General features: G+C 66.1%; 12 protein-coding genes. 5 read left to right on the top strand and 7 right to left on the bottom strand.

The window, feature by feature from the left end; translation table 11 throughout:
* Positions 1-36: 36 nt before the first annotated feature.
* The 5 genes from N7333_RS10565 to N7333_RS10545 form a co-directional block, all read right to left on the bottom strand.
* Complete coding sequence (locus N7333_RS10565; protein WP_011920827.1) at positions 37-2,106, bottom strand: EAL domain-containing protein; 2,070 nt, start codon at positions 2,104-2,106, stop codon at positions 37-39.
* A gap of 64 nt (positions 2,107-2,170) precedes the next feature.
* Entirely contained in the window at positions 2,171-3,973 is a 1,803-nt protein-coding gene (locus N7333_RS10560) for a molecular chaperone (RefSeq protein WP_279858820.1), read from the bottom strand.
* A gap of 166 nt (positions 3,974-4,139) precedes the next feature.
* Positions 4,140-5,000 carry an archaetidylserine decarboxylase gene (asd, locus tag N7333_RS10555; RefSeq protein ID WP_129481839.1) on the bottom strand — a complete coding sequence of 287 codons (861 nt, stop codon included), beginning with the start codon at positions 4,998-5,000 and terminating at the stop codon, positions 4,140-4,142.
* A gap of 56 nt (positions 5,001-5,056) precedes the next feature.
* Complete coding sequence (locus tag N7333_RS10550; RefSeq protein ID WP_129481838.1) at positions 5,057-5,872, bottom strand: rhodanese-like domain-containing protein; 816 nt, start codon at positions 5,870-5,872, stop codon at positions 5,057-5,059.
* A 66-nt stretch (positions 5,873-5,938) separates the two neighbouring features.
* Positions 5,939-7,462 carry an HDOD domain-containing protein gene (locus N7333_RS10545; protein WP_129481837.1) on the bottom strand — a complete coding sequence of 508 codons (1,524 nt, stop codon included), beginning with the start codon at positions 7,460-7,462 and terminating at the stop codon, positions 5,939-5,941.
* Positions 7,463-7,579: 117 nt separating this feature from the next.
* Between N7333_RS10545 and motA the strand changes: the two genes are divergently transcribed.
* Positions 7,580-8,431, top strand: coding sequence for a flagellar motor stator protein MotA (motA, locus tag N7333_RS10540; RefSeq protein WP_003246530.1), 852 nt, complete (start codon positions 7,580-7,582; stop codon positions 8,429-8,431).
* Positions 8,432-8,447: 16 nt separating this feature from the next.
* Positions 8,448-9,437, top strand: a complete 990-nt coding sequence (motB, locus tag N7333_RS10535) for a flagellar motor protein MotB (RefSeq protein WP_129481836.1) — start codon at positions 8,448-8,450, stop codon at positions 9,435-9,437.
* Here motB and rsgA read toward each other — a convergent pair.
* Positions 9,431-10,462 (bottom strand): small ribosomal subunit biogenesis GTPase RsgA, encoded by a 1,032-nt coding sequence (gene rsgA / locus N7333_RS10530; RefSeq protein WP_129481835.1) that lies wholly within the window; start codon positions 10,460-10,462, stop codon positions 9,431-9,433. The two genes, motB and rsgA, sit on opposite strands and share 7 nt — an antisense overlap.
* A gap of 136 nt (positions 10,463-10,598) precedes the next feature.
* Here rsgA and N7333_RS10525 point away from each other — a divergent pair, with 136 nt between their 5' ends.
* Both N7333_RS10525 and orn read left to right on the top strand, forming a co-directional pair.
* A complete protein-coding gene (locus N7333_RS10525; RefSeq protein ID WP_177491055.1) occupies positions 10,599-11,342 on the top strand; it encodes a class I SAM-dependent methyltransferase in 744 nt (247 codons plus the stop codon).
* Positions 11,343-11,398: 56 nt separating this feature from the next.
* The gene (gene orn, locus N7333_RS10520) at positions 11,399-11,941 is read left to right on the top strand and encodes an oligoribonuclease (protein ID WP_003246522.1); all 543 of its coding nucleotides are present in this window, start codon (positions 11,399-11,401) and stop codon (positions 11,939-11,941) included.
* A 105-nt stretch (positions 11,942-12,046) separates the two neighbouring features.
* Here the strand turns inward: orn and queG are convergent, their stop codons facing one another.
* Positions 12,047-13,120 (bottom strand): tRNA epoxyqueuosine(34) reductase QueG, encoded by a 1,074-nt coding sequence (queG, locus tag N7333_RS10515; RefSeq protein ID WP_011920834.1) that lies wholly within the window; start codon positions 13,118-13,120, stop codon positions 12,047-12,049.
* A 61-nt stretch (positions 13,121-13,181) separates the two neighbouring features.
* Here queG and N7333_RS10510 point away from each other — a divergent pair.
* Positions 13,182-14,272, top strand: a 1,091-nt coding sequence (locus N7333_RS10510) for an NAD(P)H-hydrate epimerase (protein ID WP_279858819.1), incomplete at its 3' end; no start/stop codon positions are given.

The following is a 14,272-nucleotide window of genomic DNA, read 5'->3' as shown; positions in this document are numbered from 1 at the left end:
AAGCCGCCCTCGGGCGGCTTTTTCGTTTGCGCGGCATCATTCGTCGCCGGCGGAGAAGTCGTAGTCCATCGACTGGCTCGGGCCCTGCAGGTAGTAGCCCTGGATGAAGTTGACCCCGGCCTGCCACAGTGTGGCCAGCACGCTGGCGCTTTCGACGAAGGGCACGATGGTCAGCTTGGCCTGCGCATGCAGACTGCTGAGCAATGTCTTCAGCGCTTCCTGATTGTCGGCGTTGCCCAGGTCCTGGGAGAAGGACCCGTCGATCTTGACGAAATCCACGTGCAGGTGCTTCAGCGTATTGAACGGGTTCAGCGCGCAGCCGAACTGGCTCAGCGCCACCTTGCAGTGCAGTTCGGCCAGACCCTGGGTCAGGGCCTTCGCCTGCTTGAGGTAGGCGATGGCGTCCGGTTCGCTGAACTGGAACACCAGCGCGTCGGAGGGCAGGCGGGCGGCCTTGAGCGCGACACTGAGCCACGGCAGCAGGGTCTGGTCCTGCAGGCTGGCGCTGGACAGGTGCACGAACAGTCGGGTGTTGTGGCCCTTGGTGCGATGGTCGGCGAGCAGCTTGATCGAATTGAGGATCACCCAGCGGTCGATCTTCTCGCCCAGGCCGGCTTCCTTGGCGGCGGCGAGGAATTCCATCGGCGGCACCTCTTCGCCCTGCGGGCTGAGCAGGCGCAGCAGCACCTCGTAATGCTCGTTGGCGTCGCCGCGCAGACTGATGATCGGCTGGAACAGCAGGCGGAAGCTGTTGTTCTCCAGCGCCTGCTGCACCATCGCCAGCAGGTTGCCGCGGCTGGCGGCGGCGGCCAGCTCGTCGGCCGGGTTGAACAGCTTGATGGCATTGCCATTGGTGAGTTCGTCGGCGCAACGGTGGGCGCGTTCGACGACTTCCTGGGCCTTGGCAGTCTTCTCGCTGAGGCCGGCGACGCCGACCGACAGGGTGGTCTGCGCGGTACGCCCGCTGACATCGAACAGATGGCCTTCGACTTTCTTCAGCAGTGCCGCCAGGCTGGCCTGACACTGTTCGGGCGTCTGCCCAGGCAGCAGTGCGGAGAACACGTCGTCACCGAAGCGGGCCAGCTGGGTGTCGGCCGGGAAATGCGCGCGCAGCAGGCCGGCCAGGTCGGTCAGCAGCAGGTCGATGCCGGCCAGGCCGATCTCGCCTTGCAGGCTGGCGTAGCGGTCGACGCGGATATAGGCGAGGGTCGAAGGCTGACCGGTGCTGACGGCGCGCTCGGCGGCGCCATCCATCAGCTCGAGGAAGTGGCTGCGGTTGAACAGGCCGGTGACCAGGTCCTGGCTGCTGATCTCGCGCAGTTTCTCTTCCAGCTCAGCGTTGGAAGTTTCCGCGCGGATCACCACCTGGATGCAAGGTTCGCCATCATAGGTGGCCGGGGAGAAGCTCATCTGCGCCGGGAAGCTGCTGCCGTCGGCGCGTACGCCCTGGCAGTTCAGTTCGGCATTGCCTTCGGCGCTCTGGTAGTTCTTCAGGAAGTCCTTGAAGGCACCCTGATCGGCACTGGCGATCAGGTCGATCATCGGCATGCCTTCCAGTTCTTCGCCATCCTCGTAGCCGAACAGCTCGAGATAGGCGCGGTTGGCGTAGATATGCATGCCGTCGTGGACGTAGGTGATGGCGTCGACCGAACTTTCCAGCAGCAGCTGGCAGCGTTTTTCCGCCTCGCGCAGCGCGACTTCGGCGGCGCGGCGGGCGCGGCGTTCCTCGAGGTTGGCCAGCTCGCGTTTGGCCACCAGCACCAGGCGTTCGTCTTCACCCTGGGGCAGGGCATCCTGGGCGCCGAACAGCAGCGCTTCGGTGATGCTCTCCGAGTCGTTGCCGTCCACCAGCTGCACCACCGGAATGTCCTTGGCCTGGCGGCGAATGGCGCTGATGGCTTCGCTGGGGTCGAGCTGTTCGCTGCTGGGCGCGCAGATCAGCAGATCCCAGGTCTGTTGCAGGGTTTCGGCCAGGTCTTCGCTGGAGGTCAGGCGATGCACGCGCGTGGCATGCCCGGCGTTGCGGAACAGACTGACCAGGCGCTCGGCTTCGTTCTGCGAATCCTCGAGAATCAGCAGGCGGATGGTTTTCTTTTCGATGGCCATAGGTGGGGGTCAATACCGCGCCGAACGGGCGCGAAAAGGCGACAAATGGTGAGTTGGCCGCAGCCTACAGCGACTTCCAGAGTGAGTCAAAATCTTCCTCCCCGGCAGGCTTCTCGCTTTGCGAGGCTGTGACCGGCTTCCCGGCAGCGCCCTCGTCATCGCCCACCCGACGATACTCGAACTGGCTGAAACTGCCGCTGCTGACCTGCTTGCGCATCAGCACCGCGCGGTGTTCCTCGCCCTGGTCGTTGATCAGCACCTTGCTGCCTTCCTGGAAGGGCAGGCGGGGAGTGATGAGGCTGGCGGGGCGCGAGATGGCGCTGATCTCCGGCAGCAGCAGGGCACGCAGGTACTGGCTGCTCTGTTCGGCCTTGCGCAGCAGCTGCAGGCCGCAGGGCTGTGCATGCGGTGCGATCAGTTCGATGCCCATCTGCGTGCCGCCACCGCGGACCTGGCGGATCCAGCGCACGATCGCCACGCTCCAGGCCTGGTTTGGGTTGTCCTGTACGCCCAGCAGTTCACCGGCCTGCAGCTGGCTGGGCACTTCCTTGGGCCAGGACAGGCAGTAGCCGCCGGGGCTGTGATTGACGATGGCCAGCGGATAGGTGGGGTAGCTCTCGCCATTGCTCTCGGGCTGCGCCTGCTCGCCGGGCGTCACCTTGGTGTACTGGATTTCCTCGAAATGGATCTCGTCGGCCGCGTTGCGTTGGGCGTCGAAGGCATTGGACCAGACATCGGGCTCGCCGGTAGCGGGTTTGAACACCGCTGCGCCGACCTCGACCGGACGCTTTAGCATCTCGGCGAAGGAGCGGCGTCCCGAGAGGAAGAAGTGCAGCGCCGTCATGCCAATGCATAGTGTCAGATTGCCCTGCCCCGGGGTGCGCTGGAAGGTGCGCTCGGCGATATCGCCCCAGGCAGCGGCCACGTGCTGCAGCAAGTCGAGACTAATGCCCTCCGCTATCAGCAGGCGCGATTTGCTGCGCTGGTCTTCCGGCAGTTCCAGGTACTCCTTGAGTGCATCGACCAGGGGCTGCGTATCGATGCCCAGCAGGTTGTGCAGCTCGCCGCTCTGATACAGCGAGCGATAGCGCGGCGGGCCGTCGACCTGGGGGGCGAGGACGAACAGGCTGCCGGGCTGGTCGCCCGGTTGCAGCTTGATCAGTGCGCTCCAGGGTTCCAGCGCTTCTGCCAGGCGGGCGATGCCGCTCTGGCGCATCTGGTTGGTGCGGGCGCAGCCGAGCAGCAGCGCCGTCACGTAGGTCTGCTCGGTGCTCAGGCCCTGGGTGTGGCGCGCCAGCGGGTCGCGGATGACCTGGCGCTGCAGGCGCTGCTCGAGAGCGATCTGGTACAGCTGGTGCAGCTCCAGCCAGAGTCCTTCGGGTACCGGGCAGTACAGCTGGCTGGCGCGAATCAGCGGGCTGCACAGGCTATGGCTGGCACGCTGCAGGGCGATGGCGAGCAACTGGTCGCGATCCTTGCCACTGCGGGTCATGGCGCGGGAGATAATCAGCTTGTAGCCGACGGCCAGATGGTTCTGCAGGGCCTGGCACAGGTTGGCGACCTTGCGCGGGCGTTCGTCGAGCACGATGGCCTGATTGAGGAAGTGCCGCTCCAGGTGCTGGCAGACGAAGTTCACTTCCGGGCGCAGCAGCTCCAGCAGTTGCAGGCGGTTTTCCGAAGGGGTGAGGAGTTGGTTGAGTTCCACCAGGCTCTGGTACAGCTGGCGCGCGGTTTCACCGATGTTCGCCTTGGGCAGACCGGCGATCCAGCGCTTGAGATCGCGGGGGCTGCCGTCGCAGAAGCTGAGGCTTTGCTTGCTCGGTGTGGGAACGCGCAACAACTGAAGGTGGGGACTCTGTTTATCCATCAAACTCGGATACTCCGGCCACGCAAAGCAAGCGGCTCTAGTAATAGTCTTTCGAACTCTAGCAGCATCTAGCTGCGCTGGCAGCCCGTCCTCGGGTAGGGCTGCCTCGCCAGAGTACGGCTCTATGACCAGATGGTCGATCTTCGGGTTCAGTTTCCCTGATCGTTCAGAGCTGCGCGTTGCCCAGCAGCTGGCCCATGCGCACCGTGCTGCCGGCGGTCAGTTCCTCGGCCCACTGCACCTGCTGCGGACCGAACAGCACGATGGCGGTGGAGCCCAGTTTGAAACGACCCAGCTCAGCGCCCTTGGCCAGCTCGATAGGTCCGCGCGACTCGGCGTCATAGCGTGTGCTCTTCAGCTCGCGCTTGGGCGGAGTGACCAGGCCGGCCCACACGGTCTCCACGCTGGCGACGATCATCGCGCCGACCAGCACCACGGCCATCGGGCCGCGATCGGTGTCGAACAGGCAGACCACCCGCTCGTTGCGGGCGAACAGTTCCGGTACGTTCTCTGCCGTGGTCTGGTTGACCGAGAACAGGCGCCCCGGCACGTAGACCATTTCCTTCAGCGTGCCGGCCAGCGGCATATGCACGCGGTGATAGTCCTTGGGCGACAGGTACACGGTGGCGAACTGGCCGCCCATGAAGGGCGCGGCGCGTTCGGCATCGCCGCCGAGCAGCTCGGTGGCGCTGAAGCTGTGGCCCTTGGCCTGGAACAGGCGACCGTGTTCGATGACGCCGAGTTGGCTGATCGCGCCGTCGGCCGGGCAGAGAATGGCGCCGGGGGTCTCGTCCAGAGGACGCGTACCCTCTTTCAGCGCGCGGGTGAAGAAGGCGTTGAAGTGTTCGTAAGCGCTCAGGTCCTCGACCTGGGCTTCGCTCATGTCGACCCGATACTGCTTGGCGAACCAGGCGATCAGACGATTCTTCAGCCAGCCGATACGGCACTCGGCGACGCAGCCGATCAGGCGCGACAGCAGGTGATGGGGAAGCAGGTACTGGCTGAGAATGAACAGACGTTGTTTCATCATGTGTCCTTGAGGGGTAAGGTCGTTGCCGGCATGCAGCGAATGGGCGATGCGGCTCAGCGTTCGATGGGGGTGTCGGGCAGGTTGCCCCACTCGGCCCAAGAGCCGGCGTAGGCCTTCACTCTGGGATAGCCCAGCGCCTTGGCCACCACGTAGGTGAAGCCGGAGCGGCGATGGGTCTGGCAGTGGGTGATCACTTCCTTGTCCGGGGTGATGCCCAGATCCTGCAGGACGTCGGCGATGTCCGTGCGGATGCGCAGGTGGCGCTGCGGGTCCATGCCGGCGGTCCATTCGAAGTTGACGGCGCCGGGGATGTGTCCGCCGCGCGCCGAGCTCAGCTTCTCGCCGCGGTACTCGTCGGCGCCGCGTACGTCCCAGATGGCCAGATCGCTGGCGCCCAGGCGCGACTGGAGATAGTCCCGCGTCGCGGTGGGCTGCTCATGCAGGGTCAGCGACGGCTGGCTGCGCTGCACAGGGGGCGTTTCCTGGCTCAGCTCGCGTCCTTCGCCGATCCAGGCATGCAAGCCGCCGTTGAGGAAGTGGTAGCGGGTGTGGCCGATCACGTCGAGCAGCCAGATGAATCGTCCGGCCCAGGGACCGCCCTCGTCGTCGTAGACCACGTAGGTGGCGTCCGGTCGATGGCCTATGTCGGAGAACAGCGCTTCGAGCTGGTCTCGTTGCGGCAGCAGGCCGGGCGCCGGTGGCTGGCCCAGCTGCGTGCGCTTGGCATCGACCCAGCGGGCGCCGGGAATGTGCCCGGCGGCATAGCGTGCGGCGCCGCTGAGATCGAGCAGGATCAGGTCGGCGGCGTCCAGGCGCTCGGCCAGTTCGGCGGGCTCGATGACCAGGGGCAGATTGTCGAAGGCGGACATGGCGGCCTCCTCGTATGAAAAGAGGTCGATTGTAGCGGAAAGCGCGCGTCGCGTTACCCGCCCGCGTCAGCGCGCGCGTCTGGAGAAGCTGGCCAGGGCGCGCTCGATGCACTGCACGGTCTTGGCGAAGGCCTGCAGGCTGAGCTCGTTGAGCGGCTGCCCGCCCTGGTCGGCGACCAGCAGCATCACCACTCGGCCGTTGTTGGCCAGCGAGCGCAGCAGCAGGTGTTCGCTGGGGAACAGGGCCTTGAGATTGCCCGGCAGCAACGCCGAGAACTGCGCGACATTGGCCGGGCTCAGGCGCAGCTGGCCGGGCTCGCTGAGCAGGCGGCGCAGGACCTGGCTATGCGCCGGGTCCAGGGTCAGGGTTGCTGCGTCGGGGCCGAGGCCGGCCTGCTGCTGGGCCTGCAGGCGACTGTGCTGGCGGTCGGCGAGCAGCAGCAGTACGCGCTTGAGGCCGCAGGCCTGCAGCGCATCGCGGGCGCAGGCGGTCAGTTGCGGCACGTTGGCGAAGCTGCTGGGGTCGGCAAGCAGGCGCGCGCAGTGCTCGCGCCAGGCGGCGAGATGGTCGCGCTTGGGGATGGCCGCTGGAGTCGGCGCGGGCTTCAGGCGGTGCGCGTCCCAGGGCCAGAGCAGAGCCTCGGCCGGGTGCCAGAGTGCGGCGTCGTGGATCAGGCGCGCACTGCTCACTGCATGCTGGTGCACCTCCTGTTGCAGTTCGCTCAGCGGCAACTGCAGATAGAGGCCGGTCAGGCGTTGCCAGCGCAGGCTGTGCGGCGTGTCCCAGGCGTGGTGGGCCGATACCGCCAGGCCGTTGGCCAGCAGCACGCAGTTGCTCGGCTGGGTCAGCCAGCGGCGCAGCGGGATATCGGCGTCGAGCAATTGTTGCTGATGCAGCGGGTGTTCGTTGTCGCGGGCGATATGCAGCGCCTTGACCAGCAGGCGTCGGTCGCGTTCCAGCAGGCGGTAGCCTTGAACGATCCATTCCGGCAGGCGCCAGCGCTCCGCCAGCTTGATGCACAGATGAATCAGCGGAACGCCGAGCAGTTCCTGCTCGACCCGTGCGGGACGCTCGCCCTTGAGCAGAATGCGCTGCTCCCAGGCCTCGAACAGCTGGGGATGGGCGCACAGCAAGGGCCAGAGCGGCGCCAGAAACAGCAGGCTGCAGCCGTGCAGCTCGTTCCACAGGCGCGCCAGCCGGGCGCCGAACAGGCCGCGGGCCTGCTGGCTGGCGTGCTGGCTGATCAGCAGGATCTGTCGCAACGCCAGGGGAATGTCGTTTTCCGGCAGGGCGGGTGCCTGATTGAGCAGCGCTTCGCAGCGACTCAGGCCGAGACGTGACAACGCGGTTTCCAGGCTGTCGGCGGGGGCGCTGAGGCTGCTGCCCGACTGGTTGGCTTCGCGCAACACCTGCAGGGCGAAGGAAGGGCTGAGCTCGATGGCTTCGGCTATCTCGCGCCAGGTGCGGCGGCTGTCGCTCAGGGTGCGACGCAAGCGCGCATGCTGCTCCTGCTCGATTGGCAGGGGCAGCTTGCCCAGCTGTTGCAACCAGGCGTCGAGGGTGCGTGGCAAGGGCTTTGGCGTCGACATGTGGGTTGAGCCGATCTGGCTTTTGACCTTAACTGGCTATAGTCTGGCGTATAAGTTCCGATAATTAGAAGGGCTGTTTTTAATAACCTTCTTTCTTGAGTTCATAAGTACTTCTTTATGGTCAAAATCATAGGCATCGTCGTCGTGTTTGCGTGCGTGTTCGGCGGCTTCGTTCTCTCCGGTGGTCAACTGATGGCACTGGTCCATCCCTTCGAGGTTTTGATCATCGGCGGGGCGGCCCTGGGGGGCTTCCTCCAGGCCAACCCGGGCAGCATGTTCATGACGGTGTTCAAGAAGTCGCTGAGCATGTTCGGCACCCGCTTCACCCATACCTACTATCTGGAAGTGCTCAAGCTGCTCTACGAGATCCTCAACAAGAGCCGCCGCGAGGGCATGATGGCCATCGAGGCGGACGTCGAGGACCCCAACGCCAGCCCGATCTTCAGCAAGTACCCCGGCGTGCTCAAGGATGCGCGGATGACGGCGTTCATCTGCGATTACCTGCGCATCATGTCCTCCGGCAACATGGCCCCCCACGAGCTGGAAGGCCTGTTCGACATGGAGCTGGCCAGCCTCAAGGAGGAGGTGGAGCATCCGGCCCATGCGGTGGCCAAGATCGCCGACGGCCTGCCGGCCATGGGTATCGTCGCGGCCGTGCTGGGTATCGTGATCACCATGTCGATCCTCGCCGAGGCGGACAACGCGCAGATCGGCGAAAAGGTCGCCACGGCGCTGGTCGGTACCTTCCTCGGCATCCTTGCTTCCTATGGCTTCTTCGGCCCGCTGTCGAATGCGCTGGAGCATGACGCCAAGGAAGAGCTGAACCTTTACGAGGCGATCAAGGCGACGCTGGTGGCCTCGGCGTCCGGCATGCCGCCGAGCCTGGCCGTGGAGTTCGGGCGCAAGGTGCTGTTCCCTGCGCACCGGCCGAGCTTCAGCGAGCTCGAGCAGGCCATGCGTGGCAACTGAGCCGAGACGCTGAGCCATGGAAAACAACCAACCCATCATCGTCAAGCGGGTCAAGAAGAACGCTGGCGGGCATCATGGTGGCGCCTGGAAGATCGCCTTCGCCGACTTCGCCACCGCCATGATGGCGTTCTTTCTGGTCATGTGGCTGATGTCGTCGGCCACGCCGGAGCAGAAGAAGGCCATTTCCGGTTACTTCCAGGACCCCATCGGCTTTACCGAGAGCGCCAGCCCGCACGCCATCGATCTGGGCGGCTCGCCCACGCCGGCGCCCGACCGCACCCTCAACCCGGAAATCCAGGACCTGACCGATAGCCAGGACGTGGACATCGACGCCGACCAGGTCGAAAGCCTGGCCGACAAGCTCGAGCGCGAGCGTCTGGAGCTGGTGCTGCAGGAGCTGCAGAACAAGGTCGAGGAAAACCCCGAGCTGCAGCGTTTCAAGGATCAGATCCTGTTCGAGATCACCCAGGACGGCCTGCGCATCCAGATCGTGGATGCCGAGAACCGTCCGATGTTCGCCCTCGGCAGCGCCAACCTGCAGCCCTACTTCGAAGACATCCTGCTGGCCATGGCCGACACCATTCGCGCGGTGCCGAACAAGATCAGCATCAGTGGCCATACCGATGCCAAGCCCTTCGTCGGGCGTGGCGATTTCGGCAACTGGGAATTGTCAGCCAACCGTGCCAATGCGGCGCGGCGTGCGCTGATCGCCGGCGGTTATGCCGATGAGCAGGTGGCGCGGGTGGTGGGCTACGCCTCCTCGGCGCTGTTCGATCGCAACGATCCCTTCAACCCGGTCAATCGGCGCATCGATATCGTGGTGCTGACCAAGAAGGCGCAGCGTGCCATCGAGGGTGAGCAAGGTGGCGAAGAGCCGCCCGCTCCGGCCGACGGCGCCGCACCGGGCGGCGCGGCGAACGAACCGCTGCCGGCCGGCCAGGTGCGCGAGCGGCTGAACATCTTCGAGGAAGGCGCCCTGCAGTTCGATCAGCTGGGCAATCAGTAATCGTCTTCGGGCAGGCTGGCAAGGATGTGGCGGTAGCTGGCCATGCGCTGCGCCTGAATGCGCCCGTCCTCCAGGGCCTGTAGCAGCGCGCAACCGGGCTCGCGGTCGTGCTTGCAGTCGCGGAAACGGCAGCGCCCGAGCAGGTCGTGGAACTCGATGAAACCAGCCTCCACATCGTCGCGGCTGACGTGGCCCAGGCCGAATTCGCGGATGCCGGGGGAATCGATCAGTTGGCCGCCGCCGGGAAAGTGGAATAGCCGCGCCGTGGTGGTGGTATGGGTGCCCTTGCCGGTCAGCTCCGACAGCGCGCCGACGCGGGTGTCGACGCCCGGCAGCAGGCCGTTGACCAGTGACGATTTGCCGACCCCGGACTGGCCGACGAAGACGCTGACGTGGCCGTCCAGGCGCTTCTTCAGCTGCTCCATGCCATCGCCCTGATGCGCCGAAACTTCCAGCAGGGGATAGCCCAGCTGGCGATAGACCTTGAGCAGGGCCTCCAGCGCCACCTGATTCTGCTCGTCGATCAGGTCGGCCTTGTTCAGCAGCAGCAGCGGACGGATGCCGGCATGTTCAGCGGCCACCAGGTAACGGTCGATCAGGTTGGCGTGCGGTTCGGGCAGGGGCGCGAAGACGATGACGATCTGATCGACGTTGGCTGCCACCGGCTTGAGCTGGCCGCGCATGTCCGGACGACACAGCTCGCTGCTTCTCGGCAGCTGTGCGACGATCACGCCATCGCCCTGGTTGCCGGGGCGCCAGACCACCTGGTCGCCGGTGACCAGCGCCGGCAGGTTGGCGCGCAGGTGGCAGCGGAATACCCGCCCGGCCAGTTCACCCTGCAGCCCCTCGATTTCCACCTGCACGCCGAAATGCGCGATCACCAGTCCGGTCTGTTCCGGGCCGAGGTCGCCGCCTTCCAGTGCTTCCACAGCGCGTGATTCGCGCTTGGCGGCGCGGGCAGCGCGTTCGCCCTGGATTTTTTCGATACGCCAGTTCTGGCGGCGATTGAGTTGGCGTTTGGCCATGGAGCTTCCGGGTGGTGGAGAGTCGATCGCGGCGAGTTTAGCATGAGCGCCTGGCGGCGATTCGGTCGCCGTCACGGGGAGCCGGGTAGCGATGGGGCAAGGGGGAGCGGTGACGCGTCTGCCGCTGGTGCGGGCGATGCTGGCGCAAGGGCTGGCGATCATCCTGGTGGTGGGGTTGGTGTACCTGCTGGCGTTGTTGGGCCGGCCGCTGCCGTTGATGGCGGTGAGCCTGGTGCAAGGCGTGGCGGCGGCGGCCATCGGCTGGCGCCTGGGGCTGTCGCGCTGGTGGCTGTGGATCAACCTGGCGTTCCTTCCCGCCTTGCTGCTGGTGCAGCGTGCCGAACTGCCGGCCTGGCTGTTCCTCCTGGGGTTCGTGCTGTTGCTGCTGGTCAACTGGAACAGCCTGCGCGAGCAGGTGCCGCTCTACCTCAGCGGGCGCCGAGCCCGGCAGCAACTGCAACAATGGTTGGCCGAGCGCGAGCAGCCGCCGAGCTTCGTCGATCTGGGGTGTGGTACGGCCGGGACGCTGTTGTACCTGGCGCGGCAGTTTCCCCGCGGGCGCTTCGTCGGGGTGGAAACCGCACCCCTGCTGTTCGCCCTCGCCTGGCTGCGCTGCCTGCTGCAGGACAACTGCAGCATCCGCTACCAGTGCCTGTGGCGCACTGATCTGGCGGAGTTCGACGGCGTTTACTGTTTTCTTTCGCCGGTGCCCATGCCGCGGCTGTGGGCCAAGGCCAGGACCGAGATGCGTGCCGGATGCTGGTTGATCAGCAACAGCTTCGAAATTCCCGGCGTGCCGGCCGACCAGGTGCTGGAGCTGAACGAGGGGCGGCAGACCCGCTTGCTGCTGTGGCAGATGAAGGGCAGGGATATCGGCTAGCAGGTAGTTTCTCGGCAGCCTGTTAAACTGGGCGTCTGAGCCAAGGAGCCCCCATCATGCAGAACCCCAACAACCTGATCTGGATCGACCTGGAGATGACCGGCCTGGAGCCGGAGCGGGACGTGATCATCGAAATGGCCACCATCGTCACCGACAGCGAGCTGAACGTGCTTGCCGAGGGGCCGGTGATCGCCATCCACCAGAGCGACGAGACCCTGGCCGGCATGGACGAGTGGAACACCCGCACCCATGGTCAGAGCGGGCTGACCCAGCGCGTGCGTGAGAGTCGCATCGACACGGCGACGGCCGAGGCGCAGACCATCGCCTTTCTCGAGCAGTGGGTACCGAAGGGCAAGTCGCCGATCTGTGGCAACAGCATCGGTCAGGATCGCCGCTTCCTCTACAAGTACATGCCGGCGCTGGAGGCCTACTTCCACTACCGCTACCTGGACGTCTCGACGCTGAAGATTCTCGCCGGCATGTGGGCGCCGCAGGTCAAGGACAGCTTCCAGAAGACCGCGACCCATCAGGCGCTGGACGATATCCGTGAGTCGATTGCCGAGCTCAAGCACTATCGTCAGCATTTCCTGAAGGTGTAGGCCCTGCCTGCTATCCACCAGACCGCGTAGAACCATCGTTCCGTAGGGTGCGCCGTGCGCACCGCGTGGCCGGCCAGTGGTGGCTCACGGTGCGCGCGGCGCACCCTAGGTGCTTCCGCACTGCTGGTGTCGCCCAAGCGCCCACTCGACATGCTCGCGCACCAGCTCGGACGGATGCTCGCGCCGCGCCTTCAATGCCTCCAGCACCGCAATGGTCGAAGGTGCATTGCCCAGACCCACCGCCAGGTTGCGCAGCCAGCGCTCGTAACCGGCGCGGCGTAGCGGCGAGCCTTCGGTGCGGCTGAGAAATTCCTCTTCCGTCCACAAGAACAGCGCCGCCAGCTCGGTATTGTCCAGGCCATGGCGTGGCTGGAAGTCGCCCTGCTCGGTGGGCCGGGCGAAGCGGTTCCACGGGCAGACGATCTGGCAGTCGTCGCAGCCGAATACCCGGTTGCCGATGGGCGCGCGCAGTTCTTCGGGTATCGATCCCTTCAGCTCGATGGTCAGGTAGGAGATGCAGCGCCGCGCATCCAGTACATAGGGGGCGACGAAGGCGGCGGTGGGGCAGATGTCCATGCAGGCGGTGCAGCGCCCGCAGTGTTCGCTGCCGTGCGCGGCATCCACCGGCAGCGGCAGGTCGACGAACAGCTCGCCGAGAAAGAAATAGCTGCCGGCCTTGCGGTTGAGCACCAGGGTGTTCTTGCCGATCCAGCCCAGGCCGGCCTTTTCAGCAATGGCCTTTTCCAGCACCGGGGCACTGTCGACGAAGGCACGGTAGCCGAACGGACCGATCTGCTGCTGCACGCGTTCGGCCAACTGCTGCAGGCGCTTGCGGATCAGCTTGTGATAGTCGCGGCCCAGCGCATAGCGCGACACATAGGCCTTCTCCGGCTCGGCCAGACGTTTGGCCATCTGCGTGTCGCCGGGCAGGTAATCCATGCGCAGCGACACCACGCGCAGGGTGCCGGGCACCAGCTCGTCAGGGTGCGAACGTTTGCTGCCGTGGGCGGCCATGTAGTCCATCTCGCCCTGATAGCCGGCAGCCAGCCAGCGCTGCAGGTGCGCTTCATGCTCACCCAGCGTCACGTCGGCGATGCCGACCTGCTGGAAGCCCAGCTCACGGCCCCAGTCCTTGATCGACTGGGCGAGGGCATTGAGGTCGAGGCGGTGGTCGGACATGAGGCGGGCGCGAGCGATGGAGGTGCGTATAATTCTGCCAGACATCTGCCGCGAGCGAGCCATGCATCCACTTTCCGCCTCCTTGCCCCTGAGCCTGCACAGCGCCGAGCAGGTGCGTGCGCTGGATGCCGCGCTGATCGCTGCCGGCACCCCCGGCTACGAACTGATGCAGCGCGCCGCCCATGCCGCCTGGCGCGTGCTGCGCAGGCGCTGGCCGGATGCTGGCGAGATCACCGTGCTGGCCGGGCGCGGCAACAATGCCGGCGACGGCTATCTGATCGCGGCGCTGGCTCAACGCGCCGGCTGGCGGGTGCGGGTACTGGCGGTGGGCGAGCCGGCGGCGCTGAGTGGCGATGCGGCGCAGGCCTGTGCCGAGGCGCGCAGCGCCGGAGTCGACGTGCGACCCTGGAGCGAATGTGCGCCGCTGGCCGGCGTGCTGGTCGATGCGCTGCTCGGCACCGGACTGGCCGGCCCCGTGCGCGAGCCTTATGCCCAGGCCATCCGCATGATCAATCAGAGCGGTCTGCCGGTGCTGGCGGTGGATATCCCGTCCGGCCTGCAGGCCTACCATGGGGCGCGCCTTGGCGTGGCGGTGCAGGCCGACGTGACGGTGACCTTCATCGCGCTCAAGCTCGGCCTGTTCACCGGTCTCGGCCCTGAGTTGTGCGGCGAGCTGCAGTTCGACGATCTACAGGGCGACCCTCGGCTTCTGGCGCAGGCCCCAGCCCTGGCGCAGCGCCTGGACCTGGCCAACCTGCCGCGTCTGGCGCCGCGCTCGCCGCTGGCGCACAAGGGCCAGTTCGGCCACCTGCTGGTGGTCGGTGGCGATCTGGGTATGGGTGGCGCGGCGCTGCTCAGTGCCGAAAGCGCGTTACGCGCCGGTGCCGGTCTGGTGTCGCTGGCGACCCGGCCCGAGCATGTGCAGGCGGCGCTGGTGCGGCGCCCGGAAGTGATGTGTTCGGCGCTGGCGTCGGCCAATCAGCTGCTCGGCCTGGCCGAGCGCGCCACGGTCTGCGTGGTCGGGCCGGGGTTGGGCCAGAATGCCTGGGGCCGCAGCCTGCTTTCGGTGGCCGCGGGTCTGCCGGTGCCTCAGGTGTGGGATGCCGATGCGCTCAACCTGCTGGCGGCCGGTCAGGTCGGTGCGCCGCGGCA

This window comes from Pseudomonas sp. GD04158, assembly GCF_029834875.1.
Taxonomy (GTDB): Bacteria; Pseudomonadota; Gammaproteobacteria; order Pseudomonadales; family Pseudomonadaceae; genus Aquipseudomonas; species Aquipseudomonas hydrolytica.
Note: the sequence above shows the minus strand (reverse complement) of the source record. Positions and strands in the feature narration are given on the sequence as shown.

Bases quoted from the DNA above. Each gene is read 5' to 3' on its own strand.
- N7333_RS10565 (WP_011920827.1), bottom strand. From the start codon at position 2,106: ATGGCCATCGAAAAGAAAACCATCCGCCTGCTGATTCTCGAGGATTCG.
- N7333_RS10560 (WP_279858820.1), bottom strand. From the start codon at position 3,973: ATGGATAAACAGAGTCCCCACCTTCAGTTGTTGCGCGTTCCCACACCG.
- asd (WP_129481839.1), bottom strand. From the start codon at position 5,000: ATGAAACAACGTCTGTTCATTCTCAGCCAGTACCTGCTTCCCCATCAC.
- N7333_RS10550 (WP_129481838.1), bottom strand. From the start codon at position 5,872: ATGTCCGCCTTCGACAATCTGCCCCTGGTCATCGAGCCCGCCGAACTG.
- N7333_RS10545 (WP_129481837.1), bottom strand. From the start codon at position 7,462: ATGTCGACGCCAAAGCCCTTGCCACGCACCCTCGACGCCTGGTTGCAA.
- motA (WP_003246530.1), top strand. From the start codon at position 7,580: ATGGTCAAAATCATAGGCATCGTCGTCGTGTTTGCGTGCGTGTTCGGC.
- motB (WP_129481836.1), top strand. From the start codon at position 8,448: ATGGAAAACAACCAACCCATCATCGTCAAGCGGGTCAAGAAGAACGCT.
- rsgA (WP_129481835.1), bottom strand. From the start codon at position 10,462: ATGGCCAAACGCCAACTCAATCGCCGCCAGAACTGGCGTATCGAAAAA.
- N7333_RS10525 (WP_177491055.1), top strand. From the start codon at position 10,599: ATGCTGGCGCAAGGGCTGGCGATCATCCTGGTGGTGGGGTTGGTGTAC.
- orn (WP_003246522.1), top strand. From the start codon at position 11,399: ATGCAGAACCCCAACAACCTGATCTGGATCGACCTGGAGATGACCGGC.
- queG (WP_011920834.1), bottom strand. From the start codon at position 13,120: ATGTCCGACCACCGCCTCGACCTCAATGCCCTCGCCCAGTCGATCAAG.